Here is a 26939-nt window from a genome sequence, read left to right on the forward strand (position 1 = left end):
CATTTAATTAACTTTCAATGGCTTGGGGCCATAAAACGCCAATTGAGCAATTTGACAATCAGTATAGCCAGCAGACAGAAACCCTCGCTTTTGATAGCGTGATGGCGCGCATCCCGGCGCACTATTTGTCTGCTCAATTTGCAGAAAATGTGAATGAGTTGGCATTTCACCAAAAAGGAGTGGGCGCCCTCGCGGCCGCCCCATAACAAGAGGGAAGTTATGAGTTCCATTGCCAGGAATTATCTCAACCAGCTCAACGCCGACTACCTGCAGGTACACAAGCGCAAGGAGGATCTGTTCTGGTCCACCTACATGGGCACCAGCGACGATCAGGCCGGCTTCACCGCCGCCGAGCAGGCCTACAAGGCGTTCTGCGCCGATCCGGCGCGCCTGCCGATACTGCGGCAGATGCAGGCCCAGGCCGAGGAGACCGAGCTCAAGCGCGGTCTGGGGGGCTGGATCGCCTTCTTCGAGTGCAACGTCATCGAGGATCCTCAGGCCGCCGCCCTGATGGACGAGCTGGTGGCTGCCGAGGCGGCGCTGTTTGCCCACCGCCGGGAGCTGAAGCTGACCTTGCTGGATGAGCAGGGCCGGCAGGTGGCCGGCAGCCTGCCCGCCGCCAGCACGGCGCTGGCCGCCAGCAGCGACGAGGCGGTGCGCCAAAGCGCGCTCGCCATGTTCCACACCCTGGAGCAGTGGGTGGTCGACAATGGCTATCTGGCCATCGTCGCGCTGCGCAACCGCTTCGCCCGCGCCATGGGTTATCGCGACTACTTCGACTACAAGGTGCACAAGAACGAGCAGATGAGCCCGGCGCAACTGTTCGCCATTCTCGACGACTTCATCGCCGGCACCGAGCAGCGGCTGCACCAGAGCCTGGCAGAGCTGAAAGCGGCCAAGGGGGAGGCGGCCCTGCTGCCCCACAACCTGCGCTACAGCGTGAGTGGCGACGTGACCCGCCAGCTCGACCCTTACGTGCCCTTCTCGCGGGCGCTGCAGGACTGGGTCGAGAGCTTTCGCCGGCTCGGCATCCAGTACCGCGGCGCCACCCTCACCCTGGATCTGCTGACCCGGGAGGGGAAATACGAGAACGGCTTCTGCCACGGCCCGGTGCCGAGCTTCTGGCAGGAGGGGGAGTGGGTGCCGGCGGTGGTCAACTTCACCAGCCTGGCCAACCCGGCCCAGGTGGGCAGCGGCTGGAGCGGGCTCAACACCCTGTTCCACGAGGGGGGCCACGCGGCGCACTTTGCCAATGTCACCGGCAACGCCCCCTGCTTCTCCCAGGAGTTCCCGCCCACCTCCATGGCCTACGCCGAGACCCAGTCGATGTTCTGTGACAGCCTGCTGGACGACGCGGACTGGCTCAAGCGCTACGCCAGAAACGCAGCGGGGGAGCCGATCCCCGATGCGCTGATCAAGGCGATGATCGAGGCGCGCCAGCCGTTTCGCGCCTTCAATGAGCGCCAGATCGCGCTGGTGGCCTACTTCGAGCGGGATCTCTACGCCATGGACGAGGCCGAGCGCACCCCGGCCGCCGTGCTGGCGCTGGCCCGCCGCTGGGAACGCCAGATCCTGGGGGTGGAGAGCCCGCGCCCGCTGCTGGCGATCCCGCACCTGCTCAACCAGGAGTCGGCCTGCGCCTATCACGGCTATCTGCTGGCGCTGATGGCGGTGGAGCAGACCCGCGCCTACTTCTTGAAACGCGACGGCTACCTCACCGACAACCCGCGTATCGGGCCGGATCTGGCCGCCCACTACTGGGGACCGGGCAACGGCATGACCCATGACGAGACGCTGCAAAGCCTGACCGGCAAGGGCTTCAGCGCAGGGCCGCTGGCCCGGGCCTGCAACCAGAGCGTGGCCGAGGCGTGGCAGCAGGCAGAGGCCTGCATGGCGGCAGCCCGCCAGCGTCCGCCGGTCGGCGAGGGTGAGCCGCTCAATGCCCGCATCCGGGTGGTTCACGGCGACCAGCTTATCGCCGACAATAGCGGCTCCGAAGCGGCCATGCTGGCCGACTTCGAGCGCTGGATCCGCGACCACTACCAGGAGCCGGTGACCAGCCACTGAGGCGCAAGCCGGTGAACATGCGTTATGTCAGACCCCTGCCGCGGCAGGGGTCTGTTTTCATGGGAAGGAGTCGAGGGTGGGAACAACAGCGCGGTGGCGGTGGCTTCTGGCCACGCTGCTGCTGACGGGAGGGCTGGCGCAGCCGGCCCGGGCACTGCAGGCGCTGACCGAGCAGATGCCCCCTTACAACTATCAGCTGGCCGGTCAGCCGGTGAGCGGTTTCTCGGTGGATCTGCTGCATGCCCTGCTGACGCGCAGCGGCCTGGCGCTGCGCGGTGACATCCAGCTGCAGCCCTGGGCGCGGGCCTATCAGAATGCCCGCTATCAGGCGGGCAGCATCCTCTTCTCGGTGGCGCGCACCCCGGAGCGGGAGCAGCAGTTCCAGTGGGTGGGGCCGGTCGGGCCGCGCACCATCAGGGTGTGGCGACTGAGCTCGCGCACCGACATCCAGCCCCGCAGCCTGCAGGAGGCGAGCCACTACCGGATCGCCGTGGTGCGCAATTCGGCCTCGGCCCAGCAGCTGATCCGCCAGGGGCTGGCGCCGGTCAGCGTCAACAGCGAGGAGGACAAGTTTCGCATGCTGCTGCGCGGCCGGGTGGATCTGGTGACGGCGCTGGATCTGGGGGCCGCCTTTCACATGCACCAGCTGGGCCACGGCTTGGCGGCGCTTACCCCGCTGTTCGTCTATGACGACGGCGAGCAGTACTACTTCGCCCTCAACCTGGCGACGGAGCCGGCTAAGGTGCAGGCCCTGCAGCGGGCCCTCGACCAGATGCGCCAGGATGGCTCGCTGGAGGTGCTGCGCCGGCGCTGGCTCAACCTCCATGCAGTGCCACCCGTCCCGGCCAGCGGGGCGACCCCCTCCTGATGGCGGCCCCGGCTCAGCCCTGGATCTTCAGCACGCTGACCGGTTTGTCCTTGAGCGCCACCAGCAGTTGCCTGCCCGGCAGCTTGTGGCCGTCGATCATGATGGAGCTGTGGCCGAAGTTGGCCACCAGCCGGCTGCCGTCCGAGAAGCGGGTCTCCTGCACCCGGCCTACCCCGTCACGCCAGCGAAAGCCCACCAGCGCCTTGTCCCACAGCGCCTCGTGCAGCGGGCCGAACTGGCTGTCGAGCCTCACCAGCTCCGGCAGGCGGCTCGCCAGCGTGCTGCGACTCAGGTTGACCAGCGGCGGCGTGTTGTAGAGCAGGCCGAGCAGGGCGCGCTCCTCCTTGATGCCCGGGAATTTCAGGTTGTCCAGCAGCCAGTGGTGGCTGTTGAGCACGGAGTCGTGGAACACCGCCTGATAGAGGGGCAGCCGATCCGCCGGGTTGAACACCGTCTTCAGGTAGCGCGGCTTGAGCCGGGCGGGCTGAAAGAAGACCTGCGGCGCCTCGTCCGGCCACCACTTGCCGAGGTAGTAGGGGGACTTGGCCTGCTTGCGCATGGCGGCATCGGTCCAGCCAAACCCCCAGCTCTGGATGCCGTGGGCAAACAGCAGCGGCTTGCTGGTGAGGGCGTTGCCATCCTCCGAGCCGAGCACCAGCCCGAGCCGCTCTCCCACCCAGCTCATACGGGCGTTGCGGTCGGCGATCATCGCCTGGCTGCCCTGCTGGTGGGCCGGGTTGTAATCGTTGGAGGCCATGGCGGTGCCGTCCACGTCGAGGAACAGGCTGTTGATGCCGCTGGCCTTGGCCAGCTCGCTCATGCGGCTCTTGGCAAACGGCAGGGTGCAGCCGGGGTTGAGATAGACCCCCTCGCCACCAAAGCCGGGCTTGGGCTTGCCGCTGGCCTCGACGATGGCGCAGCGCTTGCCGATCTCCGGCGGCAGCTGGGCGGTGAGCCAGCTGTCGTTGGTGCCGGGCGCGATGGCGGTATCGTAGGAGTCATAGCTGCCCACCAGATAGCCCTGGCGCTGGGTGGCGGTGAGGGCATAGCCCTGCTGCAGGGCTGCCGTCCACTGCGGGGTGCCGAGCCACAGCTTGCGCAGTCCCGCCTGCTGCAGCGCCTCGATCACCGGCAGCGACAGCCCCTGGCCCCAGCGCTCCTGCGCCACCAGTTGCTCGCCGAACTGGCTCCTGACCCACTGCTGGCGCAGGGCCAGCACCTTGCTCTGGGCCTGCGGGCCCTGCTGGGCAGGCAGCGGCAGCTGGTCGGCAATCAGCCGGTTGAGACCCGCCATGATCAGCGCCTGCTGCCAAGGCTCTGGCGCCTTGGCGGCCAGCGCCTCCTGCTCTTCACTGTTGAAGCCTTGCAGCCACTCCGGCTTTTGCCGGAGCTTGGCCTGCAGCGCGGGCCAATCGGTCACATCTTGCCGATCGAGCAGATCATCGCCCCACAGGTAGACATGGCTGGCGCCGATCAGCCGCCGCCCGGCGGGAATGCGGGCGACCTTGTCGGCCAGAGACTGCCAGGCCCCCTCGCTCTGCAGCCACGCCCGGTAGCGGCGGGCGCCGGCCAGCCAGTCATCCCCCACGCTCAGCCGCACCACCATAGGCGCCTGCTGGTTGAAGCTGCTGAATTCATGGCTGGCGCTCAGTTGCAGCCGGCCTCCCTGGCGGCTGAAGCGAAGCCGGTTGTCGTAGGGGGTCTGTAGGATCCAGCTGTAGGTCTGCTTGCCGGCATCCTGGCTCCAGAGCGGCAGCTTGAGGTCGTAGTGGGTGTTGAGCTCGGCCAGCTCGTCGCCGACATAGCCGAGCCAGTCGCTGTCGCGCACCGAGAAGCGGCTGCCCTCGCCGAAGGCCAGGGAGAGGTGGGTCTGGTTTTTCGGCAGGCTGAACCAGGCCAGCTGACGGGGACTGTCGCTGACCAGCGTCAGCAAGAGGTCGTCGCCATCCAGCTTGACCTCCACCCTGGCGTCCTGGGCGGGCCAGTGCCAGCTGGCCTGCTGCTCCCCTTGTTGCAACTGATCGACCTGGCGAGCGGGCTGGCCCGCGCTGACCGGGATCTGGTTGACCGAGATGGCCAGGGTATCGGGATCGATGCGGTAACGCTGGGTCTCGCCCTGCAGCGTCAGGGGGGCGGCGGCCAGCGGCGCCGCCAGCAGTGAAATCAACAGCCAGCCCAGTGCTGGCGCCCGTATCGGCAAACCGTTCATGCAACATCCTTGACCTGATTGATGCCATCAGGGTACGCCGACGCCCGCCCCCCGGTACAGCCAAATCTGCTTAACCCATATGGGGTGAATGGCCTCATTCCAGCCCTTTTTGGAGTCATTTTCATGCGGCAAAAAAGCATCATTCGAACCCTCTCTCAGCCCCGCCAGCACTGACTTGCGCGACTCATCCTGCGGGTGTGAACCTCCCGCGCCCATTTTTTCGACGCCCCATATAGGGGGGTGCCAGCCTGCTCGACGGTTTCTAGCATGCCTGCTCACTTTGAACGCAATTCATTGTTTTATAAGGATTGTTTTTGACTGGAGTATCAGTATGAAGAGAGCGAAATGGAAGCCTTGGCTGGGGTTGTGCGCCCTCTTGGTCGGGGTGATCGGCTGGTACCTGTGGCCGCAAGCGGTGGCGCCCGGTCAGGCGGCAGGGGGTGAGGAGGGCGTGGCGGATAGCGGCCCGCTGGCGGAGCTCACGCCGCTCGCCGCCATGCCTGCCCCCGTGCTCAAGCCGGCGCCGGTCGCGGCCCCCGCCAAGCCGGATCGGCTGCGGGAAGATGGCAGCCAGCAGCTGGAGACCCCCTGGCAGGCGGCCGAGGTGGATGCCGACTTTCCGCTGGCGGAGCCCGGCGATGCGGTCGAGCAACCCCAGCCGATCGCCCTGCAGGGCAGCGACCTGGAGCGGGCCCAGGTGGGCGACAGCGTGGCCCTGCCGCTGCCGGACGGCAGCACCCTGCAGGCCAGGGTGACCAAGGTTGAACTGCAGCGGGGCGGGGAGCGCAACTGGCAGGGGGAAATTCGGGTCGACGGTGACAGCTATCCGGTCAATTTCACCGTCGGCAAGCAAGCGACTTTCGGGTTCATCGGCACGCCGCAAGGCAGTTACTCCGTCGAGACCCTGGGAGGCAAGGGCTGGGTTTACAAGAACCCGCCGCTGGATCTGGGTCATGGCGGCGATGACGCCCTGATCCCGACTCACCAATAACAACAGGAAAGGAAGATCACATGCAGAAAACCACCTTGGGGATCATGATTGCGGGATTGCTCGGGGCGACCCCGGTGCTGGCGGAAACCATCGACCTGATGGTGCTGCACAGTCCGGGGCTGGCGGCCCGCTATCAGGGGGACGCCCAGACCCGGATCCAGCACATGATCAACGTCACCAACCAGATCTATGCTGCCAGCGGCCTGGATCTGACGGTGCGGGCCGTGCACGACCAGCAGGTCAATTACCCGGATGGCGGCACCGACAAATCCGCGCTCAATGCGGTGACCTACCAGCAGGATCCGGCCTTCAAGCAGGTACCGACCCTGCGCACCCGCTATGGCGCCGACATGGTGGTGCTGATGCGCCCCCAGACCGGTGACCATGGCAGCTGCGGGCTGGCCTGGGTTGGCGGTTCCGCGACCTATACCGATGGCCGCAAGGCGTATGCCGACGGGGATGTCTCCCAGGATGCCGGCAGCATGTTCAGCCATGTCACGGCCACCGGCTGTGGCGACGTGGTGCTGGCGCACGAGCTGGGTCACAACATGGGGCTCAACCACTCCCGCCTGCAGGATGGCACGGGGGGCACTTATCACTATGCGCTGGGGCACGGGGTGCGGGGTTCCTTCGCCACCGTGATGGCTTATCCCTCCAGCTTCGGGGTCTACAGCCACGAGTACAAGTTCTCCAGCCCGGACCTGATCTGCAAGGGGCAGCCGTGCGGCGTGGATTACCGGGATCAGGCCAACGGAGCCGATGCGGTGCGGGCGCTGAAGGTGACGACGCCACAGATCGCCGCCTTCTACCCCACCATGGTGACGGAAGAGTTGCCGGATCTGGGCGAGCTGGAGCGCTCCCTCGAGACCCGGCGCCAGGACTTGGCGGCGGCTCAGGAGCACTACAGCCAGCAGGTGGCAGCCAGAACTGCCCTGCAGGATCGCCAGCAGACGCTCAAGGGCAACTTTGATCGCTACCAGCGCGAGCTGAGCCAGCTGAACCAGCGCAACCGGCAGACGGTGCAGGAGATCAACCGGCTGGTGCGCGAGCACAACAGCTACAACGGCAGCTACGGCCCGGAAGAGTATCGCCGGATCCGCGCCATCCAGGCGAACCTGAGCGCCCGCATCGATCAGCTGCACGATGAGAACAACGCCATCATTCGCCAGTCCAACGAGATCAGCCAGCGCTACCAAGCCGAGGTGAACGAGTACAACGGCAGCTGGGATCGCTACAACCAGCTGGTGGCGGCGGTGAAGAGCGCCGACGGCAAGGTGGACGAGGCGCGCCGCGAGCTGGAGCTGGCCGAGCACAGGTATCAGCTGGCGCTGGCCCGCCAGCCGGTCGAGACGCAGCCGGCCTGATGCAACAAGGGCGCCCCGCAACAGGCGGCGCGCCCTTGATGTCTGTCAGAGGAGCCGACCGGGCAAGCCCGGCCGGCTCTTTTTTTGCTGGCTGGCGTCAGTCAGCCTATTTGGCTGCGGGTTTCGCATTCGTGGTCAACTGGGCGAGGGCGGCCTGCACCGCGGCTGCCAGCTGGGGATCGCGTCCCGCCAGCATGTCGGCCGGGGTCAGCGCCACCTGCACGTCGGGGATCAGCTCCTGGTTCTCGTACAGGGTGCCGTCGGGGTTGCGCAGTCCCAGGGTCGGGATGCCGTAGGCAAGGCCCGGGATCAGCCTGGAGGTGTGGGCGTACACCATGGTGCCGGTGCCCGGCACCGGCTCACCGACGATGGGGCCCACCTTGAGGGTGCGGTAGTACTGGGGAAAGGCCGAGCCTTCCGAGTAGCTGCCCGCATTGACCAGCACCACCGAGGGCTTGGTCCATTGGCGGGTGGCGGCGTCCGTCTCCCCCTTGCCCAGGCGTGGCCAGCTGCGGGCCATGCCCTGGGCGCTGCCGCTGCCGGTCAGGAACTCCACCAGGGTGTTGGCCAGGTAGCCCCCCTTGTTGAAGCGCACGTCGACGATCAGCGCCTCGCGGTTGCGCTGACGGCCGAGGGCATCGGCTACCACCTCCTCATAGACGGCGCTGCTCATCTCTGGCAGATAGACATAGCCGACCCGCCCCTGACTCAACTGCTCCACCTGGCTGCGGCGCTTGGCGATCCAGCCGTCGAGCTGCAACTGATACTCCTGCTGCAGGTCGATGGCGGTGACTTCCAGCTGGCTGGGCTCCTTGGCTCCCTTGGGCAGCACAGTGAGCGCCAGCCGCTGGCCGGCCTGGTGGTTGAGCAGGGCATCCAGCTCGTTGAGGCTGTGCAGCTCGGTGCCGTTGACGGCCAGCAGGCGGGCTCCCGGCGCGAGATCCGTCTCTTGCTCCAGCGGGCCGCCGGCCAGCAGGGCGTCGAGCTCGACCGCCCCCTGTCGCTCGCGCCAGTAACCGCCGAGGCTGGCGGTCTCGTCCGGCATGCGCAGGGAGGGGGCCGGACCGCTGCCCCAGGTGTGGGAGACATTGAGCTCGCCGGCCAGCTCCGCCAGCAGGTTGCCGAAGTCACGATCGTTGCTGATGCCGGGCAGCAGGCGGCGATAGGCGGCCACATAGCCGTCCCAGTCCACTCCGTTCATGTCGGCCCGGTAGAACTCGTCCCGGGTGAGGCGGGTGATCTGGTCGAAGGCGGCGCTCATCCGATCCTGCCAGCTGGCGGTGATCAGCAGATTGAAGGGGTGGCTGCTGGCCTCGCCGGAGCGGGTATCGATGAGGGCGATTTCCCCCTCCCGCACCAGGGTGGCGAGGCTGGCATCCTGGTTGAGGCTGGCCAGCGCCGGCCCCGGCTGCTCGGCAAACAGCAGCTTGGTTTCCCCCTTGCGCAGGTCCTGGGCGTAGCCCTTGATCTCGCTCTCGCCGTTGGCGTCCATCACCTCCACCAGATAGATCAGATGATCGTCGACGATGCGACTGGCGAGGATGGGGCCCTCTGGCTGCAGCTGGAGCGCCTCCCGGTGTGCCAGCCGGTCGGCCTCGAAGCTGTAACCGGCCTTGGGCGGCGCCTGTTCGGCGATGAAGTCGCTCTTGGCGGCGCGGCTGCTGTAGAGGCCGAGCAGGCTGCCGCCGAGGGGCTCGCCATCGGCACCCAGCACCCCGTACTTGGTGGACTGCCAGTAGAGGATGCCGCCGTCCTGACTCCAGGCAGGCTCGCCATCCCGATAGCCGTTGAGGCTGACGTTGACCGGTTTGGCCTTGGCATCCTGGGTATCGATGACGGCGATCTCCTGCTGGGCGGAGTCGGGCTGGATGGTCAGCGCCAGGTGGCGCGAATCGGGGGCAAAGGCCAGCTCCACCGCGTGGCGGGAGGGGTTGAACTCGGCGGCCACCAGCTGGCGCTGCTTGCCGCTGGCCAGATCCAGCAGATGGACGGCCTGGCCATCCACCACGAAGGCGAGCTGTTTGCCGTCGGGGGAGAGGGTCGGCACGCTGATGGCGGCGCCCGGGATGGCCAGCAGTTTCTCCTCGGTCAGGGTGCCGGGGTCGCTGAACAGCTTGTCCGGCTGCCCCTTCTTGAGGCGATACAGCGCCGCCGGCCCCTCCTGCTCGGAGAGGTAGATGAGCTCCTGCTCTTTATCCAGATAGCGCGGCGCCGACTGCTCGCTGGGGTGGCGGGTGAGCTGGCGTACCCGCTCGCGCCGGGTGTCGACCGCGTAGAGATCCCCCTGGCTGACCAGGATCACCTCTTCCCCGTCCTGGCGGGCGATGGCCTCGTCGACGGGGCCGGGTTGCCAGCTCTGCTCGGCCGGTACCTTGGCGAACAGCGGCTGGATGATGAGCTTGCGCGGGGTGTCGCTGCCGGCATCGAGGCGGTAGAGCTCCCCCTGCCAGGACCAGACCAGATCCCCCTGGCGGGAGGCTGATAGGCCGCGCACCGGGTGGCCCTTGAAGTGGGTGAGCTGGCGATCCTGGCCGCTGGCCAGATCCCGTTGCCAGACGTTGAAATCGCCGCTGCGCTCGCTCAGGTAGTAGAGCTGATTGCCCTGCTGGTCCCAGACCGGGTCGCTGGCGGCCACCCTGTCTTCGGTCAGCTGGCGATGCTGCTTGCCGTCGAACAACCACAGACGGGAGACTGCGAACGAGTGCTGGTGCTTGCGAAACGGCTGATCCATGCCCGGCATCTGGTAGGCCAGCTGGTTGCCGTGGGGGCGGGCCAGGGTGGCGGGCAGGGACTGGGCCGGGGTCAGCGGGCCGCCGGCAACCGGCGTCCAGTAAAGGTTGCTGGCCTGATAGCCTTCCGCCACGAAGTGATCGGCGCCGGGGTCGGTCAGGCGCTGGCTGCTCAGCAACAGCTGCTTGCCGTCGGCGCTGAAGGCCTGGGGGAGATCGGGGCGCGAATCGCGGGTCAGCCGCACCATCTCGCCGCCGTGGCTCGGCACCACGAACACGTCCTCGTTGCCGTAGATATTGGCGGCAAAGGCTATGAGCTTGCCATCCGGCGACCAGAGCGGGCGCTGGCTCAGGTAGTTGCCGTCGGTGAGGGGCACGGCGGGGCCGCCATCCCCCGCGCTCAGGTAGACGCGGCCCTGCCAGGTGAAGGCAAGCTGCTTGCCGTCGGGGGAGAGGGCGGGCTCGCGCAGCCAGAGCGGCTCGGCCGCCTGCAGGGAGGAGCAGAGCAGCAGGAGCAGCAGGGAGAGTCGGTATCGCATCGTGAGGTTCCTGAGAGGTGAAAAGCGCCTTATCTTCCCCCAATGTCCCGCTGGGGACTATCCCGAGATAGGGGGGTTATCCCGTTGTTTTGGCAGTTAATTGTAACAATCTATAAAAGATGGCGCGGGATATGTTTCTCTGGATATATTGAGTATTGATGGCGATCCAATATGATGGCGCTCGCCCGCCACTCGAGGCGGTGCAGTTCAGATGATTTGGTAACAGAAAAGCCCTTACCAGAGGCTTGCCGAGGGATGGAATGAGAGCCGTATTACTGTGTTTGCTGGGGCTGTGGCCCGCATTGAGTTTTGCCACCCTGTCCGCCGATATGGTGGTGGTGAAGAAATCGAGTTATAGCCTGACCCTGATGAAGGATGGCAAGGAGGTCAAACGCTACTGGATCGCTCTGGGTCCGGCTCCCAAGGGGCACAAGCAGCGGGAAGGGGATCAGCGCACGCCGGAAGGCCGTTACATCCTCGACTACAAGAAGACCAACTCCAACTATTACAAGGCCATCCACATCAACTACCCGAATCTGGACGACATCAAGGCGGCCAACGAGATGGGTGTGCGACCGGGCGGCATGATCATGATCCACGGTCAGCGCAACAGCATAGGCAACACCCGCCTGCAGCCGTCCAACTGGACCAATGGCTGCATCGCCATGCTCAACAAGGATCTGGACGAAGTGTGGAACGCCATCGAACCCGGCACTCCCATCGTCATTCAGCCCTGACTCTCTGCAGCGCGCCACCTTCGGGTGGCGTTCTCTTTTTGGCTCTATCTGTTCTGTCGCCCCTCTCTTTAACCCGCAGCCTCTTGGTATCCGTCCCCGTGCTGTGCTAGTTTTTCCGGCTCGCCGTGGACGCAACAAGGATGATCCCATGCCATCAGCAACCTGCTCCCGGCCCGTCGGGGCCGAGAGTACCCGCGCGCTCTGGTGGCGCGCCTCCATCGATATTCTGCCGCTCTCCGTCTCGGTGATCCCCTGGGGGATCCTGTGCGGCGCCTTGGCGCTGCAGGTGGGGCTGAGCCCGCTGCAGGCCCAGCTGATGTCGCTGCTGGTCTATGCCGGTGCCGCCCAGCTCTCGGCCACCACCCTGTTCGGGGCGGGGACGCCGTTGCTGCCCATCATGGGCTCCACCTTCGTCATCACCTCCCAGCACCTGCTCTACGGCTTCACCTTTCGCCGCGACGTGCTGCCGCTCTCCCTGCGCTGGCGCGCCAGTCTGGCCTTCTTCCTGACCGACGAGATGTTCGCGGTGGCGCTCAAAGACCGGGAGCGCAGCGGCCGTTTCGATCCGGCCTACGCGCTGATCGCCGGCTTCGTCTTCTATCTGTTCTGGAATGCGGCGACCCTGCTCGGCATCGCCGCCGGCCAGTACATCGACGGACTGGATCAGATGGGGCTGGACTTCGCCATCGCCGCCACCTTCATCGCCATGACCATTCCCGCCATGAAGAACCTGCCCATGGTGGCGGCCACCCTGGTGAGCGGTGCCATGGCGCTGCTCACCAAGCCGCTGCTGGCGGAGGTCTACATCATCATCTCGGCGCTCTCCGGCATGCTGGTGGGTTATGTGCTGCACCGGATGAGGAGGTAATCATGAGCTGGCTGATGATAGGCCTGCTGGCCCTGATCACCTTCTTCAACCGTTTCGCCTTCTTCTCGCGGCTGACCCGCTATCAGCCGGGTGCCGAAATGGGGGCTTTCCTCAGCTTCTCGGCCCAGTCGGTGCTGACCGCCATCTGGCTGCCCATCGTCTTCAGCTATCAGCCTGGCACTGGGCTGAGTTGGGATCCGGACTACCTGGTCGCCACCCTGCTGGTGACGGCGCTGACCCTGCTGCGGCTGCCGACCCTGCTGGTGGTGGTGGTCGGCATGGGGGGCTTCTTCCTGCTGCGCTGGCAGGGGGGCGTGGCCCAGTTGCTGCCCTGGCTGGGCTAGGCCCGTGATCTTGCATGGCGGATGTCTTCATTGGATATCCGCCATGTTATGAATGTCACTTCAAAAAACACCTCTCAAGTGTGAGGATTTAGCTCCCATCCGTCGAGGAGCGAGCCATGTCCTTCACCGAAACCTGCCAGCGCATCGTGCGCGATCCCCTGCTGTCACCGGCCCAGAAGAGCCATGCCCTGGCGCTGGCCGCCGAGAATGCGCTGCCCTATCCCGAGCTGCCCGCCGAGGTGAGCGAGGCGATGGCCAAGGGCTTTGTCTGCGACATGTTCGAGGGGCACGCCCCCTACAAGCCGCGCTATGTGCTGCCGGATTACGAGAAGTTTCTGCGCCAGGGCTCGGCCTGGCTGGAGCTGGCACCGCCGCAGGATTTCGACGAGGCGCTCGATGCCTTGCGCATCCTCTACCACCATGTGCCCTCCGTCACCGGCATGCCGGTCTGGCTGGGCCGGCTCGACCACCTGCTGCTGCCCTTCGTCGGTGAGCTGGATGACGAGGCCCTCTATCGCAAGCTGAAGGGGTTCTGGATCTACCTGGACCGGGTGCTGCCGGATGCCTTCATGCACGTCAACATAGGCCCGGATGACAATCGGCTCTGCCGCCTGATCCTGCGCATCGACGGTGAACTCAAGCAGGTGGCCCCCAACCTTACTCTGTTCCACGATCCGGCGCAGACCCCGGACAGCCTGCTGCTGCAGGGGGTGAAGAACATCGCGGCCTGCAGCAAGCCCCACATCGCCAACTACCCGCTCCATCGCAACACCTTCGATGAGCGCGGCTTCGGCATCGTCAGCTGTTACAACGCCCTGCCCCAGGCGGGCGGCGCCAACACCCTGGTGCGGGTCTCCCTCAAGCGGGTGGCCGAGCAGGCCCACGGCATCGACGACTTCCTGGGCTGCTTGCTGCCCCACTACTGCCGCCTCGCCTCCCGCCTGATCGAGGCGCGTGCCGCCTTCCTGCACCAGGAGTCCGGCTTCTTCGACAGCTTCCTGGTGCAGGAGGGGCTGCTGGAAGAGGGTCGCTTCGTGCCCATGTTCGGCATCTACGGCATGGCCGAGGCGGTCAACCTCCTGATGGACAAGGAGAATCTGCCGGAGCGCTACGGCCGTGACGAAGAGGCGAACCAGCTGGGCTACCGCATCTCGGCCCAGCTCGCCCGCCACGTGAGCGAAACGCCGCAAGTGCACGCCTGGGGCGGCCGCGCCCTGCTCCACTCCCAGGGTGGGCTCAGCGTGGATCGCGGGGTCACCCCCGGGGTGCGCATCCCCTATGGCGAGGAGCCGGATCCCGCCAGCCACGTGCTGGCGCTGGCGCCCCACCACGGCTTCTATCACTCCGGGATCAGCGAGATCCTGACCCTGGATCCCACCATCCGCCAGAACCCGCAGGCGTTGCTGCAGCTCTGCAAGGGGGCGCTTGCCATCGGCATGCGCGAGTTCACCGCCAACGTGGCGGACAGCGATCTGGTGCGGGTGACCGGCTACATGATCCGCAAGAGCGACGTGGCCCGCTTCGCGACCGAGGGCTCGCGGCTGCAGACCACCTGCCTCGGCGCCGAGGCGAGCGAGCTGACCGGGATCCGCCAGCGGGCGCCGCGGGTGGTGGGGCGCGAGGCAACCCTGTGTGACTACTGAGTGCGGCAGGCGGGCAGGGGCGGCGCGCACCGCGACGGTGAGCCGCTGGCTGCCCTTCTCCTGCGTGGACGGCCCCGGCAACCGGCTGGTGCTGTTTCTGCAGGGCTGCAACTTCGCCTGTCCCGGCTGTCATAACCCGCACACCATCGGCCTCTGCGATGACTGCGGTGACTGCGTGCCCGGTTGTCCGAGCGGGGCGCTGACCCTGCACGGGGGGCGGGTGAGCTGGCAGGCGGCACGCTGTACCGATTGCGATGCCTGTCTCGATGCCTGCCCCCGCAGCGCCAGCCCCAAGACCGCCACCATGACGGTGGCCGAGGTGCTGGCTCTGTTGCGCCGCTACGGCCCGCTGCTGACCGGGATTACCGTCTCCGGCGGTGAGGCCACCACCCAGCTGCCGTTCGTGATCGCGCTGTTCACCGCCATCAAGGAGGCGCCGGATCTGGCCCATCTCGGCTGCCTGCTCGACAGCAACGGTTCGCTTGCCGAGGTTGGCTGGCAGCGGCTGCTGCCGGTGCTGGACGGCGCCATGATCGATCTCAAGGGGTGGGGCGACTCTGTGCATCACACGTTGACCGGCTATGGCCGCGAGCGGGTGCTGGCGTCGCTGCAATTGCTGGCGCAGGCGGGCAAACTGGCGGAGGTGCGCCTGCTGCAGGTGCCGGGGCAGAGCGATTATCTCGCCGCCGACGGCACGCTGGAGGGCGGACTCGCCGCCTTCTTGCGCGCCCTCGGGCCCGTGCCCATCCGCCTCAACGGCTTTCGCCATCACGGCGTGCGCGGGGCGGCGCAGGGCTGGCCAGAGGCGACGCGAGAGGAGCTGGAGCAGCTGGCCGCTGCGCTGGCGGTGGCCGGGTTTGGCCCGGTCAGCCTGCCGCCACTGCTCTGAGTAGCCGGATGCTAATCAGCTGATCGCAAAGGGATTTGATACTACAAGGCAAGATTGGACGGCGAACCGAGCGGTTCGGCGTGGCTTTTTTGCTGCCTGAGTCTTGAGATGACGTAACTGTGATTGCTGTCTATTTGAGCTCTGCGAGGTGGCGGCTAGAATGGGTCAATCGCCCACCATCAACAGACGAACATGAGTGAATCCAACGCCTTATATCGAGTGCAGTTCATTTGTCACAACGAGCGTTACGAAGTCTATGTCAGGGAAGTGAGCCAGGGTCAGCTGTTCGGCTTCATCGAGATCGCCAACTTCGTGTGGGACAACCACACGGCGCTCATCGTCGACCCCAGCCACGAGAAGTTGAAGAGTGAATTTGCCGACGTCAATCGCACCATGATCCCCATGCACCACGTGCTGCGGGTTGATCAGGTGCGCAAGCAGGGGGCTGCCCGCATCACCGAACTGGGCAACAACGTCTCTCCCTTCCCCAGCCCCATCTACACCAAGAAACCCTGATACCCGCCATGTCCGGCCGGCGTGTGCCGGGCATGGTGCCGGGCATGGTCGTCCTTATCCCAGCTCGCGGGCCAGTTGCAGGATGCGCTGGCGAAACCAGCGCCGGGCCGGCTCTTCCCCGGCCGGGCCGTACCACACCAGGCTGTGGGTGACGGCGCCGTAGTCGAAAGGGACCGGCCTGCTCACCAGAGCGTGGGGGGCCGCCTGCTCCGCCCAGCCACCGATGGCGGTGAGGATCAGATCGCTCTGGCGCAGCAGGGCTGCCGCACTGCCAAAATCCGGCAGGATGGCGGCAATCTGCCGGCGCACCTGCAACTGGGCCAGGCTCTGTTCGAAGAAGGGATTGGCCAGCTCCTGATCGCGAATGGCGATATGGCGCCAGCTCAGGTAGGCATCGAGATCCCAGGATCGCGCCAGCGCCGGGTGATCCGCGCGCAGCAGGCAGACCAGCTTGTCCTCGCGCAGAGTTTCCCACACCAGCCCTTGCTGGCGGGGCAGGGGCTGGCTCTGATCGTGGGGCAGGATCACGAAGTCCAGCTTGCCCGCCGCCAGGGCCGCCAGCCCCTGCTCATCCTTGTTGCGAATGTCAGGCTCCAGGCCCGGCACCTCGCGCATCAGCTGCGCCAGAATGGGCCCCATGGGCCAGACCATGCCGCTCTCGCGCAGGGCGAATTTCAGCTGCCCCTGCCAGCTGGCGGGATCGAACCCGCCCTGGCCGGTGAGGCCGTTCAGCTCGCTCAGCAGCCGGTGCAGGGTAGGGCCGAGCCGCTCGGCAAACGGGGTCAGCAACAGCTGGTTGCCCTGGCGGTAGAGCAGCTGATCGCCGAGCAGGTCCCGCAACTGGTTGAGGGTCTTGCTGACGGTGGAGGGGGTGGTGCAGAGCCGCTCGGCGGTGCGGGTGACGCTCTGGCTGTCGAGCAGCAGGTGCAGGGTAACCAGATGGCGACCGCCGAGGCGGGAGAGGGCAATGAGATCCATAACGGTTCCACGAGCAAACGGGACAAACAAAAAGCCCCGCCTGAGCGGGGCTTGCGGGGATCAGCCCTTGAGCACGGCGGCCATGGCGTCGGCCACGTAGTCGACGTTGCGGCTGTTGAGGCCCGCCACGCACATGCGACCGGAGCGCACCAGGTAGACGGCGAACTCCTCGCGCAGACGGTCCACCTGCTCCGGGGTGAAGCCGGTGTAGCTGAACATGCCGCGCTGGTTGATGAAGTAGCTGAAGTCACGGCCCGGCACCTTGGCGCTCAGCACCTCGAACAGCTTCTCGCGCATCGCCTTGATGCGGGTGCGCATCTCGGTCACCTCACCGACCCACATGGCATGCAGGCTGGCATCGTTCATCACGGCCGCAGTGATCTGGCCACCGTGGGTGGGGGGGCTGGAGTAGTTGCGGCGCACGGTGGCCTTCATCTGGCCCAGCACCCGGCTCGCCTCTTCGGCATCCTGGCAGATGACCGACAGGCCGCCACAGCGCTCGCCGTAGAAGGAGAGGTTCTTGGAGAAGGAGTTGCTGACGAAGAAGCTGACGCCGGCGGCCACCATGGCGCGAATGGCGTAGGCATCCTCTTCCAGCCCGTCGCCGAAGCCCTGATAGGCGATGTCCATGAAAGGAATGAGATTCTTCTCGACTACCAGCGCGATCACCTGGTCCCACTGGGCGCGAGAGAGATCCACCCCGGTCGGGTTGTGGCAGCAGGGGTGCAGCAGCACGATGCTCTTTGCCGGCAGGCTGCTCAGGCAGTCGATCATGGCGTCAAACTGCACGCCGCCGGTGGCTGCATCGTAGTAGGGGTAGTCGTGCACCTTGATGCCGGCGCCCTCGAACATCGCCTTGTGGTTGTCCCAGGTGGGATTGCTGACCCACACCTCGGAGGTCGGGAAGTAGCGCTTGAGCAGATCGGCGCCGATCTTCAGTGCGCCCGAGCCGCCGATGGTCTGAATGGTGGCGATGCGACCCGCCTTGACCGCTTCGTGGTCGGCACCAAACAGCAGGTGCTGCACCGCGGTGCGGTAGTTGGCGGCGCCTTCCATCGGCTGGTAGGGGCGCGGGGCCGGGGCGGCGGCGCGCTGGGCTTCGGCCTGCTGTACCGAGGTCAGCAGCGGAATGCGGCCCTGCTCGTCGTAATAGAGGCCGATCCCCAGGTTCACCTTCTGCTCGCGGGTGTCTTTGTGGAAGGTCTCGACCAGGGTCAGGATGGGGTCGCCAGCATAGGCATCGACGTGTTCAAACATGGGGGGTCCTTGCGAAATGGAATCCAGGGTATGGCGATCAATGATCGGCGGTCATCATGGCGTAAAGCCGGCGAGGGCTCAAGTCTGAAAGGGGCGCGGGTTGGCGGGCCGACGCCGCCTCGCCGTAAACGGGATGAGGCGGGTCTACGCATGGCCCCATCGGTCAGTCTTACTTCAGATAGGATCGCAATACCCGCACCACCTGATCCAGATCCTCCAGCCGCTCGGCCGGGGTCGCCTCTTCGGCGCCGAGATGCTCGCGCATGTGGCCCTCCAGCACCTCCAGCATCAGGCCGTTGACGGCGCCGCGAATGGCGGCGATCTGCTGCAAGATGGCGGCGCAGTCGCTCTCCTGCTCCAGCGCGCTCTCCAGTGCCCCTGCCTGCCCCTTGATGCGGCGCACCCGCGCCAGCAGCTTCTTCTTGCCGTGAATGGTGTGTGACATGCAGGATCCTCTCGATCAATAAAACTATACTGGGGTATAGTATATCGCATTGTCGTCCTCAGGAGAAATCCATGTCATCCCTTGCCTCATCCCACTGCCACCAACCCGTCGTCCACGAAGGGAATCCGCTGGCCGAACAGAAGACCCGCTGGGCCGTGCTGCTGACCGTCATCATGATGGTGGCGGAGATCGGCGGCGGCTGGTTCTACAACTCCATGGCGCTGCTGGCCGACGGCTGGCACATGAGCTCCCACGCGCTGGCGCTCGGCCTGTCGGTGCTGGCCTACCGCGCCGCCCGCCACTTCGCCCGCGACCACAGATTCAGCTTCGGCACCTGGAAGATCGAGGTATTGGGGGGCTTTACCAGCGCCCTCTTGCTGGTGGGGGTGGCCGGCATGATGCTGTTCGAGTCGGTGTTCCGGCTGCTGGATCCCAGCCCGATCCACTACCAGCAGGCCATCGCCATCGCCATCGTCGGCCTGCTGGTGAACCTGGCCTGCGCCTGGTTGCTCAAGGATGATCACGGCCATCACCATGGGCACGACCATCATCATGATCATCACGATCACTCACACGATCATCACGGTCATCAGGATCTCAACCTGCGCGCCGCCTACATCCACGTGCTGGCGGATGCGGCCACCTCGGTGCTGGCCATTCTGGCGCTGGTGGGGGGCATGCTGTGGGGGGCCGACTGGCTGGATCCGCTGATGGGCATAGTGGGGGCCGGGCTGGTGGCGGTGTGGGCCTGGGGTCTGCTGCGCGACTCTGGCCGGGTGCTGCTGGATGCCGAGATGGATGCACCGCTGGTGGCGGAGATCCGCGAGGTGATCGCCGAGCTGCCGGACGCCGAAGTGCGCGATCTGCACGTCTGGCGGGTGGGCCAGCAGCAGTATGCCTGCGTGCTCTCCCTGCTGATGGCGGCGCCGGTCTCCGCCAGCGAGATCCGCGCCCGGCTCGCCATCCACGAGGAGCTGGTGCACGTCACCATCGAGGTGAGCGCCGCCTGATCCTGGCCGGTTGACCGCTCGCAACAGCAGGAAGGGGCCAAGGCCCCTTCCTGTTTTTCTGGCTCAGTGCGGCTGGCCCTGCACATCCTCCGGTTTGTGCTGCCAGATGGCGCCGAGCAGCAGCTTGAGCAGCAGCTCGGGCGGGTTGTCCAGCAGCCGGCCAGATTCCAGCAGCAGGTGGCCGTCGGCCCGAACGCCGAGGCTGGCGTGGATTGTGCCCTCCTCGCCGCACACCTGGATCAGCCCGCTCAAACTGCCGCGCTCCCCCGGCTGGCAGCGCAGCCGCAGCTCCCGTGGCTCCCCCAGCAGGGTGAAGGCTCGGGCGAGGGGCGGGGTATCCTCATAATCCGGCCAGTTGAAGAAGTGGTACTGCTCGGCGAGCGTCCCCGCCTGCTGACAAAATTGGTCAAACAGCTGGGCAATCTCTTGATACTCCTGGTCCAGCCGCCTGGCCTGCTCCTCAATCCGCTTCATCTGTCGTGGCTCCCTCTCTCTTGCCGTATCCACTTATCCATTTGATCGGAAATCAATTTTTCCAGACATCATGGCTCTGCCCGCAGGTATGTGCCGAATCGGGCGGCAGGTCTGTGAGCCCGATCCGATTTTCGTTATGAAAACGTTATCTTGTTGAAAGCGGTTAACTTTTTTGCCCCCCTGCTCACATTTGAAACGATTTCTGCTGATTAATATGGCACCGCTCGGCAATGACCGGGTACTCGGATATCGAGACTAACTACAGCGGGAATTATAAAAAAATGGATATGAAAAAGACCAAAGTGGCGCTGGTAACAGCCTCACTGCTCGCGCTTTTGTCCGGCTGCAATGACAACAGCTCCTCCCCCTCCACCCCTGAACCCACGGACGGCCCCGTCGCCCGTCTGCCCAATGTGCAACCCCCTGCCGAGCAACTGGTGGCCGGGCCCGATCAGGCGGTGATCGCCCTGGTGGATACTCAGACCAGTGCGGCCCGCGGGGTCACTGGCCCCTTCGCCAACTACAGCCTGCACCTGTGGAACAACGACGCCTGCAGCGCCACCGCCGAGAGCGGCCTCAACGCAGGCTGGGACGACAAGGTCAACACCCCGGCCGCGGCCGACGGCTTCGGTCCGAGCTGGGTGGTGCCCCTCAGCAAGCTGGAAGGCTGCATCAACTTCATCGCCCGCAACGGCGATCTGGCCAACCTGACCGGCAGCGACATGAAGGTGGTCTTCAGCGATCACCCGGACCGGACCGTGGCCATTGTCGCCGGCAAGAACGAGATCTTCGGCAGCCGCGCCGAGGCCTTCACCGCCGCCTTCGGCGTGGCGGGCGCCAGTGCCCACCTGATCGACGGCAACACCCTGATCTGGCAAGGGGGCAAGGACAAGCCCCATGTGCGCCTCTATTACACCGAGTCCGGCACCATCAAGGCCAATGCCGAAGGGGTGTTCGACTTCCCCTACATCACCCTTGCTCCGACCAGCCTGACCGCCGAGCAGCAGGCCAAGTATCCGCATCTGAAGGATGCCGCCGCCTTCGCCCTGCCGGCTGGCAAGGACCTCAAGCCGCTGCTCAAGGGTGAGCTGGTGGCCATCGGCACCGATGCCGACGGCATTCTGCAGGGGGCGACCCTGGTGCAGAGCGCCGGTGCCCTCGATGCCCTCTATGCCGACGCCGCCGCCAAGCTGGCCTATGGCGCCGTGGTCGAGGGGGGCAATGTCACCTTCCGGCTGTGGGCGCCGACCGCCAAGTCGGTCAAGCTGGCGCTGTTCGACGGCCAGCACAAGCCGCTCGGCGAGCGCACCATGACCCTGGACGAGGCCAGCGGCAGCTGGAGCGTGCAGGGTGGCAGCGAGCTGGTGGGCAAGTTCTACCGCTACGACATCCAGGTCTATCACCCGGTCAGCCGCAAGCTGGAATCCTATCAGGTGACCGACCCCTACTCCCTGAGCCTGGCGATGAACTCCGAGTTCAGCCAGGTGGTGGATCTCAACGATCCGGCCCTCAAGCCAGAAGGGTGGGACAGCCTCAAGGCGCCCCACAGCCAGCAGAACCCGGCCGACATCACCATCTATGAGGCCCATGTCCGCGATCTGACCGGCAACGACGACTCCACCCCGGCCGAGCACCGCGGCAAGTTCCTTGGCCTGACCGATACCGACACGGCGCCGGTCAAGCACCTGCAGGCGCTGGCCAAGAGCGGCGTCAGCCACCTGCACCTGCTGCCGGTGTTCGACATCGCCACCGTCAACGAGGATCCGACCAAGGTCGCCAACATCAGCGACGACTTTGGCAAGTTGTGCCAGGTCAACCCCGAGGTGCAGAACTCCAAGTTCGCCGGCTACTGCAGCAGCGGCCAGACCATCGAGGCCGTGCTCGGCGATCTGCAAGGGAGCGACAGCAAGGAGAATCCGCAGGTGCAGGAGCTCTACGGCTATCTGCGCGGTGTCGACTCCTTCAACTGGGGTTATGACCCCTACCACTACACCACCCCGGAAGGCTCCTACGCCACCAACGCCGAGGGCAGCCAGCGCATCCTGGAGTTCCGCGAAATGGTCAAGGCCATCAAGCAGAACATCGGCATGAACGTGGTGATGGATGTGGTCTACAACCACACCAACGAGGCGGGCCTGGGGCCCAAGTCGGTGCTCGACAAGATAGTGCCCTGGTACTATCAGCGCCTCAATCCGGAGACCGGCTCGGTGGAGAACTCCACCTGCTGCTCCAACACGGCGCCGGAACACGCCATGTTCGCCAAGCTGATGGATGACTCCCTGGTCACCTGGGCGCGCGACTACAAGATCGACGCCTTCCGCTTCGACCTGATGGGCCACCATCCGAAAGATCAGATGGTGCAGGCGCTGGCCGCGGTGAAGCAGGTCAACCCCGAGATGTACTTCTACGGTGAGGGCTGGAACTTCGGCGAGGTGCAGGATGACAAGCGCTTCGTGCAGGCGACCCAGAAACACCTGGCCGGCACCGGCATCGGCTCCTTCTCCGACCGGCTGCGGGATGCGGTGCGCGGCGGCAGTCCGTTCGACGGCGGCGACACCATTCGCAAGACCCAGGGCTTTGGCAACGGCGCTCTGGTGGATGCCAACGAGATGGACGGCGTCGATCGCGCTACCGCCCTGCATCAGGCCGACCTGGTGCGCCTCGGCATGGCCGGCAACCTCAAGGACTTCATCCTGACCGACAAGGACGGCATGCCGAAGAAGGGCTCCGACATCGACTACAACGGTCAACCGGCTGGCTATGCCCAGGATCCGACCGAAATCCAGAACTACGTCGACAAGCACGACAACCAGACCCTGTTCGACAACCTGATCTACAAGGCGCCGCAAGGGGCCGATCTGGTGCGGATGCAGGGTGTATCGCTCGCCACCGCCATGCTGGGGCAGGGCATTCCCTTCACCCACGCCGGTGTCGAGCTGCTGCGCTCCAAGTCCATGGAGCGGGACAGCTACGACTCGGGTGACTGGTACAACCGGGTCGACTACACCCTGGCCGACAACAACTTCGACAAGGGGCTGCCGCGCAAGGACAAGGATGGCGACAACTATCCGCTGATCGAGAAAGTACTCGGCAAGCACGTCAAGCCGAGCGGTGCCGACATGGCGACCATGATGGGCTTCTATCAGGAGCTGGCCGAGCTGCGTCAATCCTCCCGTCTGCTGCGTCTGGGCAGCGGTGCCGAGGTGATCAAGCGGGTCGACTTCCGCAATACCGGCCCGGATCAGGAGGCAGGCCTCATCGTGATGACGGTGGATGACGGCGTCAATGCGGGGGCGGATCTGGATCCGGCCATCGACGGTCTGGTGGTGATGATCAACGCCACCAATGCTTCCCAGAGCATCAGCGACTTCCGTGACGGCAACGATCAGCCCATCGACCTGACCAGCCTGCAGCTGAGCCCGGCCCACCACGGCGGCGAGAGCATCGCCCGCGATGCGGCCGTCAATGGCGGTACCCTGACCCTGGGTGCCTGGTCGGCGGCGGTGTTCGTCAAACCGCAGAGCGGTGCCCAGGGCAGTGGCCTGCCGGTCGGCAAGAAGACTGATCTGAGCACGGTACCGCCGTTTGGTGACACCGCCGTCTATCTGAAGGGGTTCCTCAATGAGTGGGGCAACACCAACCAGATGACCTTCAGCAGCAACTTCATGTACGAGTTCACCACCGAGGTGAGCAGCGACAAGCTGGGCACCACCAACGTCAAGATCGCGGATGCCAGCTGGGGTCCCCTCAACTACGGCAGCTGCAATGCGGGCGACAAGCTGGTGGTCGGCACTCCGTTGACCCTTTGCAAGGGCGGCGATACCGGCAACATCGGGCTCGATCTGGCCAAGGCGGGTAGCTACAAGTTCGTGTTTACCGCCATGAACAAGGACAAGCCCACCCTGAGCGTCAGCTTCACCGAGCCGGTGCAGAGCTGCAAGGTGCTGGACACGGTGGCGGGCAATCCGCTCGGCTACAACCTGTTCGTCAAGGGCGAGCTCTCCGGCTGGGCCGCTCAGCCCCAGTACCAGTTGAGCTACAAGGGGATGGACGGCGATCTGGCCATCTATCAGGCGGCCTTCAACTACACCGGCAGCACCGAGTTCAAGGTGGCCAACGAGGACTGGAGCAAGGAGTACCTGCTCAACGGTGGCGGCGCGGTGACGGCGGAGACGGGTTATGCCATCGGCTTCTCCCAGCCGGGCAGCGCCAACAACAGCATCACCTTGCCGCAGGGCCTGTGGAGCGTGCTGGTGAAGGTTGACCCGGCCGGCACCAAGGCCGGTACCGCTGTGATCCAGGAGTGCAGCGCCAGGTAGTCATTCCCATCGAGCCCGGGGCTGGCTCGGCACCCCAGGGTTGAATTCCACCTCGCCAAGGGTGGGATAACTCCGAGAGAGTAAGCAAAGCGCGACTGCCGACCGGCAGCCGCGCTTTTTCTTTGCTGTGGGCGAGGCAATAAAAAGCCGCCCACTGGGGGCGGCTGTTGGTTGTGCCGTCAATGGCCGGCTTAGCGCTTGCGCAGCAGGCGCAGGGCGTTGGCGGTGACCAGGGCGGTGGCGCCGGTGTCGGCCAGCACCGCAATCCACAGGCCGGTGATGCCGAGCAGGCTGGTGACCAGGAAGATGGCCTTGAGCCCCAGCGCCAGCGCTATGTTCTGGTGGATGTTGGCCAGTGCCGCGCGGGAGAGCCGGATCATGGCGGCGACCCCGCCGAGCTGGTTGTGGGTCAGCGCCGCATCGGCGGTCTCCAGCGCCACGTCGGTGCCGCCTCCCATGGCGATGCCGATGCTGGCCCGCTTCATGGCCGGCGCGTCGTTGATGCCATCGCCAATCATCGCGACTTTCTGGCTGAGGCCGAGCTTGGCGATTTCATCGACCTTGCCTTCCGGCAGCAGGCCGGCGCGCCAGCCCATGCCGAGCTCACCGGCGATTGCCTCGGCGGCGCGGGGGTTGTCGCCGGTCAGCATGATGCTCTGCAGGCCGAGCTGGTTGAGCTCTTGCAGCGCCGCCGCCGCTTCTGGCCGGATCTGGTCGCGCAGGGCCAGCAGGGCGGCCGGGGCGGCGTCAGGCTGACCGAGCACCACCACTGTCTTGCCTTGCTGCTCCAGGGTGGCGACCCGGGCCTGCATCGCGGCATCCAGGGTGGCGACCCGGCTCGGCGCCAGCAGCTGCCAGAGGGTACCGTCGATGCGACCTTCCACGCCCATGCCGGGCAGGGCACGCAGCTCCTGGGCCGCGGCGAGGCTGAGGCCCCGTTCGCTGGCCGCCGTCACCACGGCGCGAGCAAGCGGGTGGTGGGAGCCCTGCTCGATGGCTGCCGCCAGTGCCAGCAGTTCGGCCTCCGGCTGGCCATTGAGGCTCACCAGTTCGGTCAGCTGCGGCTTGCCCAGGGTCAGGGTGCCGGTCTTGTCAAACGCCACGGTATCGATGTGGGCGAGGCGCTCCAGCGCGGCGCCCCCCTTGATGAGGGCTCCCTGCCGGGTGGCTGCCGCCAGCGCCGAGGTGACCGCCGCCGGGGTGGAGATGACCAGGGCGCAGGGGCAACCGATCAGCAGCAGCGCCAGCCCGCGATAGACCCACTCGTCCCAGCTCTGGCCGAAGGCGAGCGGCGGTACCAGCACCACCAGCAGGGCAACCAGCATCATGGCCGGGGTATACCAGCGGCTGAAGCGGTCGATGAAGCGCTCGATGGGGGCGCGCTGGGTCTCGGCTTCCTCGATGAGATGCAGGATGCGGTCGATGGCGTTGTTGCCGGGCTCGGACACTACCTCGAGGCGCAGCACCCGATCCGCCGCCAGGCTGCCGGCGGGGACCTTGTCACCCTGGCGGCGCTCCACCGGGATCGATTCGCCGGTCAGGGCGCTCTCGTCAAAGGCGCCGAGGGCGTCGAGCAGGCGGGCATCGGCGGCCAGGCGGGCACCCGGGGCGATTTCGATGATGTCACCGGGGCGCAGCTGGTCTGCCGCCACCTCTTCCCGCACCTCGCCCTCGGCAGTGGTACGGATGCGCAGCGCCTTGTCGGGCACCAGTGCCATCAGGGCGGTGACCCCGGCGCGGGCGCGGCCGGCGGCGTAGGCCTCCAGATGTTCGCCCAGCATGAACAGCAGCAGCACCATGGCCGCTTCGGCGGTTTCGCCGAGGAACAGGGCCCCCACGGCGGCGACCGTCATCAGGGTCTCGATGGCGAAGGGGGAGCCGCTCTTGGTCAGCGCCCACGCCTTGCGGGAGATGGGCCACAGCCCCCACAGGGTGGCCAGGGTAAACAGCGGCTGACCGACCTGGCTCGGCAGCAGGGCCGCCACCAGCATCAGGCCGGCCAGCGACAGCGGCTGCCAATACTTGGCGAGCAGGGTCTGCAGCGGGCCGCGTTCGCGGCCAGGCTCCTGCTTGCCGCTGCGCTCGCCCTTGAGCTGGAAGCCGGCGGCCAGCACGGCGGCGGTAACGGGATCGGGGGAGAGGCCGGGGGCCAGATCCACCACCAGCTTCTCGGTGGCAAACAGCACGCGGGCCTGTTGCACGCCGCTCACCCGGCTGACGGCGGTCTCTATCTTGCGGGCGCAGCTGGGGCAGTCCATCCCCAGCACCTGCCAGCTGTGGCGGCGGCTGTTCTGCTCGGGGGCGTCCAGCGGAGGTTCTGCCGCGACGGCATGCTCATGGTGGTCGTGCTCCCCGTCATGGGCATGATTATGGGCGGGCGGCGGAGTGGCGCAACAACCCCCTCTGGGGGGCTCTTCCCCTTCGGGAGCGTCGCTGGCGGCATGATCCTGATGATCATGGGGGGCCTGACTCGCGCAGCAGCTGACCGGTGCGGCCTGGTCGCAGCAGTGGCTGTCGTGCTGGTGCTCGGCCTGGGGCGCCGCGCTCTTGCTGACGGCCTTGATGGGGGCGGCGGCGTGTTGATGGCTGCAGCAGGATTTGCTCATGATGAGTCCCTCTTGGATGGATCCCGCCGGTGCGAGATCTTCGATAACTGAGCCGAGTGTAAACCTTGGTGTTAAGTCCAAGGTCA

The 26939-nt window shown here is 65.9% G+C and carries 19 protein-coding genes; 12 read left to right on the top strand and 7 right to left on the bottom strand.

Annotated elements, in window-relative coordinates:
• Nucleotides 1-219 precede the first annotated feature (219 nt).
• Entirely contained in the window at nucleotides 220-2067 is a 1848-nt protein-coding gene (locus E5E96_RS10245; RefSeq protein WP_171282080.1) for a M3 family metallopeptidase, read from the top strand.
• A 76-nt stretch (nucleotides 2068-2143) separates the two neighbouring features.
• Nucleotides 2144-2935: an ABC transporter substrate-binding protein gene (locus E5E96_RS10250; RefSeq protein ID WP_171282081.1), complete on the top strand. Its 792-nt coding sequence runs from the start codon at nucleotides 2144-2146 to the stop codon at nucleotides 2933-2935.
• 13 nt (nucleotides 2936-2948) lie between these two features.
• On the opposite strand, the gene E5E96_RS10255 is transcribed toward E5E96_RS10250, so the two are convergent.
• Nucleotides 2949-5144 (bottom strand): glycoside hydrolase, encoded by a 2196-nt coding sequence (locus tag E5E96_RS10255; RefSeq protein WP_171282082.1) that lies wholly within the window; start codon nucleotides 5142-5144, stop codon nucleotides 2949-2951.
• A gap of 331 nt (nucleotides 5145-5475) precedes the next feature.
• Between E5E96_RS10255 and E5E96_RS10260 the strand changes: the two genes are divergently transcribed.
• Together E5E96_RS10260 and E5E96_RS10265 are read left to right on the top strand one after the other, a co-directional pair.
• On the top strand, nucleotides 5476-6135 hold the full coding sequence (locus E5E96_RS10260; protein WP_171282083.1) for a hypothetical protein: 660 nt from the start codon (nucleotides 5476-5478) through the stop codon (nucleotides 6133-6135).
• Nucleotides 6136-6155: 20 nt separating this feature from the next.
• A complete protein-coding gene (locus tag E5E96_RS10265) occupies nucleotides 6156-7499 on the top strand; it encodes a zinc-dependent metalloprotease (RefSeq protein ID WP_171282084.1) in 1344 nt (447 codons plus the stop codon).
• A gap of 106 nt (nucleotides 7500-7605) precedes the next feature.
• On the opposite strand, the gene E5E96_RS10270 is transcribed toward E5E96_RS10265, so the two are convergent.
• Nucleotides 7606-10767 (bottom strand): S41 family peptidase, encoded by a 3162-nt coding sequence (locus E5E96_RS10270; RefSeq protein ID WP_171282085.1) that lies wholly within the window; start codon nucleotides 10765-10767, stop codon nucleotides 7606-7608.
• A 260-nt stretch (nucleotides 10768-11027) separates the two neighbouring features.
• On the opposite strand from E5E96_RS10270, the gene E5E96_RS10275 reads away from it, so the two are divergent.
• The 6 genes from E5E96_RS10275 to E5E96_RS10300 all read left to right on the top strand — a co-directional run bounded on the left by E5E96_RS10275 (nucleotide 11028) and on the right by E5E96_RS10300 (nucleotide 15764).
• Nucleotides 11028-11504, top strand: coding sequence for a murein L,D-transpeptidase family protein (locus E5E96_RS10275; RefSeq protein WP_024944607.1), 477 nt, complete (start codon nucleotides 11028-11030; stop codon nucleotides 11502-11504).
• Nucleotides 11505-11652: 148 nt separating this feature from the next.
• Nucleotides 11653-12372, top strand: a complete 720-nt coding sequence (locus E5E96_RS10280) for an AzlC family ABC transporter permease (protein WP_011704586.1) — start codon at nucleotides 11653-11655, stop codon at nucleotides 12370-12372.
• Nucleotides 12373-12374: 2 nt separating this feature from the next.
• Nucleotides 12375-12716 (top strand): AzlD domain-containing protein, encoded by a 342-nt coding sequence (locus E5E96_RS10285; RefSeq protein ID WP_010635181.1) that lies wholly within the window; start codon nucleotides 12375-12377, stop codon nucleotides 12714-12716.
• A 116-nt stretch (nucleotides 12717-12832) separates the two neighbouring features.
• Nucleotides 12833-14359, top strand: coding sequence for a YjjI family glycine radical enzyme (locus E5E96_RS10290; protein WP_171282086.1), 1527 nt, complete (start codon nucleotides 12833-12835; stop codon nucleotides 14357-14359).
• 37 nt (nucleotides 14360-14396) lie between these two features.
• Nucleotides 14397-15248 carry a YjjW family glycine radical enzyme activase gene (locus tag E5E96_RS10295; RefSeq protein WP_171283222.1) on the top strand — a complete coding sequence of 284 codons (852 nt, stop codon included), beginning with the start codon at nucleotides 14397-14399 and terminating at the stop codon, nucleotides 15246-15248.
• A gap of 192 nt (nucleotides 15249-15440) precedes the next feature.
• On the top strand, nucleotides 15441-15764 hold the full coding sequence (locus tag E5E96_RS10300) for a DUF1820 family protein (protein ID WP_011704589.1): 324 nt from the start codon (nucleotides 15441-15443) through the stop codon (nucleotides 15762-15764).
• A gap of 54 nt (nucleotides 15765-15818) precedes the next feature.
• Here the strand turns inward: E5E96_RS10300 and E5E96_RS10305 are convergent, their stop codons facing one another.
• From E5E96_RS10305 to E5E96_RS10315, 3 genes are all read right to left on the bottom strand, one after another.
• Nucleotides 15819-16742, bottom strand: coding sequence for a LysR family transcriptional regulator (locus tag E5E96_RS10305; RefSeq protein WP_171282087.1), 924 nt, complete (start codon nucleotides 16740-16742; stop codon nucleotides 15819-15821).
• A 60-nt stretch (nucleotides 16743-16802) separates the two neighbouring features.
• Nucleotides 16803-17999, bottom strand: coding sequence for an amino acid aminotransferase (locus E5E96_RS10310; protein WP_166464121.1), 1197 nt, complete (start codon nucleotides 17997-17999; stop codon nucleotides 16803-16805).
• A 169-nt stretch (nucleotides 18000-18168) separates the two neighbouring features.
• Nucleotides 18169-18444 (bottom strand): metal/formaldehyde-sensitive transcriptional repressor, encoded by a 276-nt coding sequence (locus E5E96_RS10315; RefSeq protein WP_005308614.1) that lies wholly within the window; start codon nucleotides 18442-18444, stop codon nucleotides 18169-18171.
• Between the two features lie 71 nt (nucleotides 18445-18515).
• Here E5E96_RS10315 and dmeF point away from each other — a divergent pair, with 71 nt between their 5' ends.
• Entirely contained in the window at nucleotides 18516-19454 is a 939-nt protein-coding gene (gene dmeF / locus E5E96_RS10320) for a CDF family Co(II)/Ni(II) efflux transporter DmeF (protein WP_171282088.1), read from the top strand.
• A 63-nt stretch (nucleotides 19455-19517) separates the two neighbouring features.
• Here dmeF and E5E96_RS10325 read toward each other — a convergent pair whose 3' ends face one another.
• The gene (locus E5E96_RS10325) at nucleotides 19518-19928 is read right to left on the bottom strand and encodes a hypothetical protein (RefSeq protein WP_171282089.1); all 411 of its coding nucleotides are present in this window, start codon (nucleotides 19926-19928) and stop codon (nucleotides 19518-19520) included.
• 281 nt (nucleotides 19929-20209) lie between these two features.
• Here E5E96_RS10325 and pulA point away from each other — a divergent pair, with 281 nt between their 5' ends.
• The gene (gene pulA / locus E5E96_RS10330; protein WP_171282090.1) at nucleotides 20210-24247 is read left to right on the top strand and encodes a pullulanase-type alpha-1,6-glucosidase; all 4038 of its coding nucleotides are present in this window, start codon (nucleotides 20210-20212) and stop codon (nucleotides 24245-24247) included.
• Between the two features lie 191 nt (nucleotides 24248-24438).
• On the opposite strand, the gene E5E96_RS10335 is transcribed toward pulA, so the two are convergent.
• Nucleotides 24439-26853 carry a zinc/cadmium/mercury/lead-transporting ATPase gene (locus E5E96_RS10335; protein ID WP_171282091.1) on the bottom strand — a complete coding sequence of 805 codons (2415 nt, stop codon included), beginning with the start codon at nucleotides 26851-26853 and terminating at the stop codon, nucleotides 24439-24441.
• Nucleotides 26854-26939: the final 86 nt, after the last annotated feature.

The sequence above is a fragment of the Aeromonas sp. 1805 genome, from assembly GCF_013085525.1.
GTDB classification, from domain to species: Bacteria; Pseudomonadota; Gammaproteobacteria; order Enterobacterales; family Aeromonadaceae; genus Aeromonas; species Aeromonas hydrophila.

Excerpts from the sequence above, each read along its gene's own strand:
- E5E96_RS10245 (WP_171282080.1), top strand. The coding sequence starts at position 220 with ATGAGTTCCATTGCCAGGAATTATCTCAACCAGCTCAACGCCGACTAC.
- E5E96_RS10255 (WP_171282082.1), bottom strand. The coding sequence starts at position 5,144 with ATGAACGGTTTGCCGATACGGGCGCCAGCACTGGGCTGGCTGTTGATT.
- E5E96_RS10260 (WP_171282083.1), top strand. The coding sequence starts at position 5,476 with ATGAAGAGAGCGAAATGGAAGCCTTGGCTGGGGTTGTGCGCCCTCTTG.
- E5E96_RS10265 (WP_171282084.1), top strand. The coding sequence starts at position 6,156 with ATGCAGAAAACCACCTTGGGGATCATGATTGCGGGATTGCTCGGGGCG.
- E5E96_RS10270 (WP_171282085.1), bottom strand. The coding sequence starts at position 10,767 with ATGCGATACCGACTCTCCCTGCTGCTCCTGCTGCTCTGCTCCTCCCTG.
- E5E96_RS10275 (WP_024944607.1), top strand. The coding sequence starts at position 11,028 with ATGAGAGCCGTATTACTGTGTTTGCTGGGGCTGTGGCCCGCATTGAGT.
- E5E96_RS10280 (WP_011704586.1), top strand. The coding sequence starts at position 11,653 with ATGCCATCAGCAACCTGCTCCCGGCCCGTCGGGGCCGAGAGTACCCGC.
- E5E96_RS10285 (WP_010635181.1), top strand. The coding sequence starts at position 12,375 with ATGAGCTGGCTGATGATAGGCCTGCTGGCCCTGATCACCTTCTTCAAC.
- E5E96_RS10290 (WP_171282086.1), top strand. The coding sequence starts at position 12,833 with ATGTCCTTCACCGAAACCTGCCAGCGCATCGTGCGCGATCCCCTGCTG.
- E5E96_RS10300 (WP_011704589.1), top strand. The coding sequence starts at position 15,441 with ATGAGTGAATCCAACGCCTTATATCGAGTGCAGTTCATTTGTCACAAC.
- E5E96_RS10305 (WP_171282087.1), bottom strand. The coding sequence starts at position 16,742 with ATGGATCTCATTGCCCTCTCCCGCCTCGGCGGTCGCCATCTGGTTACC.
- E5E96_RS10310 (WP_166464121.1), bottom strand. The coding sequence starts at position 17,999 with ATGTTTGAACACGTCGATGCCTATGCTGGCGACCCCATCCTGACCCTG.
- E5E96_RS10315 (WP_005308614.1), bottom strand. The coding sequence starts at position 18,444 with ATGTCACACACCATTCACGGCAAGAAGAAGCTGCTGGCGCGGGTGCGC.
- dmeF (WP_171282088.1), top strand. The coding sequence starts at position 18,516 with ATGTCATCCCTTGCCTCATCCCACTGCCACCAACCCGTCGTCCACGAA.
- E5E96_RS10325 (WP_171282089.1), bottom strand. The coding sequence starts at position 19,928 with ATGAAGCGGATTGAGGAGCAGGCCAGGCGGCTGGACCAGGAGTATCAA.
- pulA (WP_171282090.1), top strand. The coding sequence starts at position 20,210 with ATGGATATGAAAAAGACCAAAGTGGCGCTGGTAACAGCCTCACTGCTC.
- E5E96_RS10335 (WP_171282091.1), bottom strand. The coding sequence starts at position 26,853 with ATGAGCAAATCCTGCTGCAGCCATCAACACGCCGCCGCCCCCATCAAG.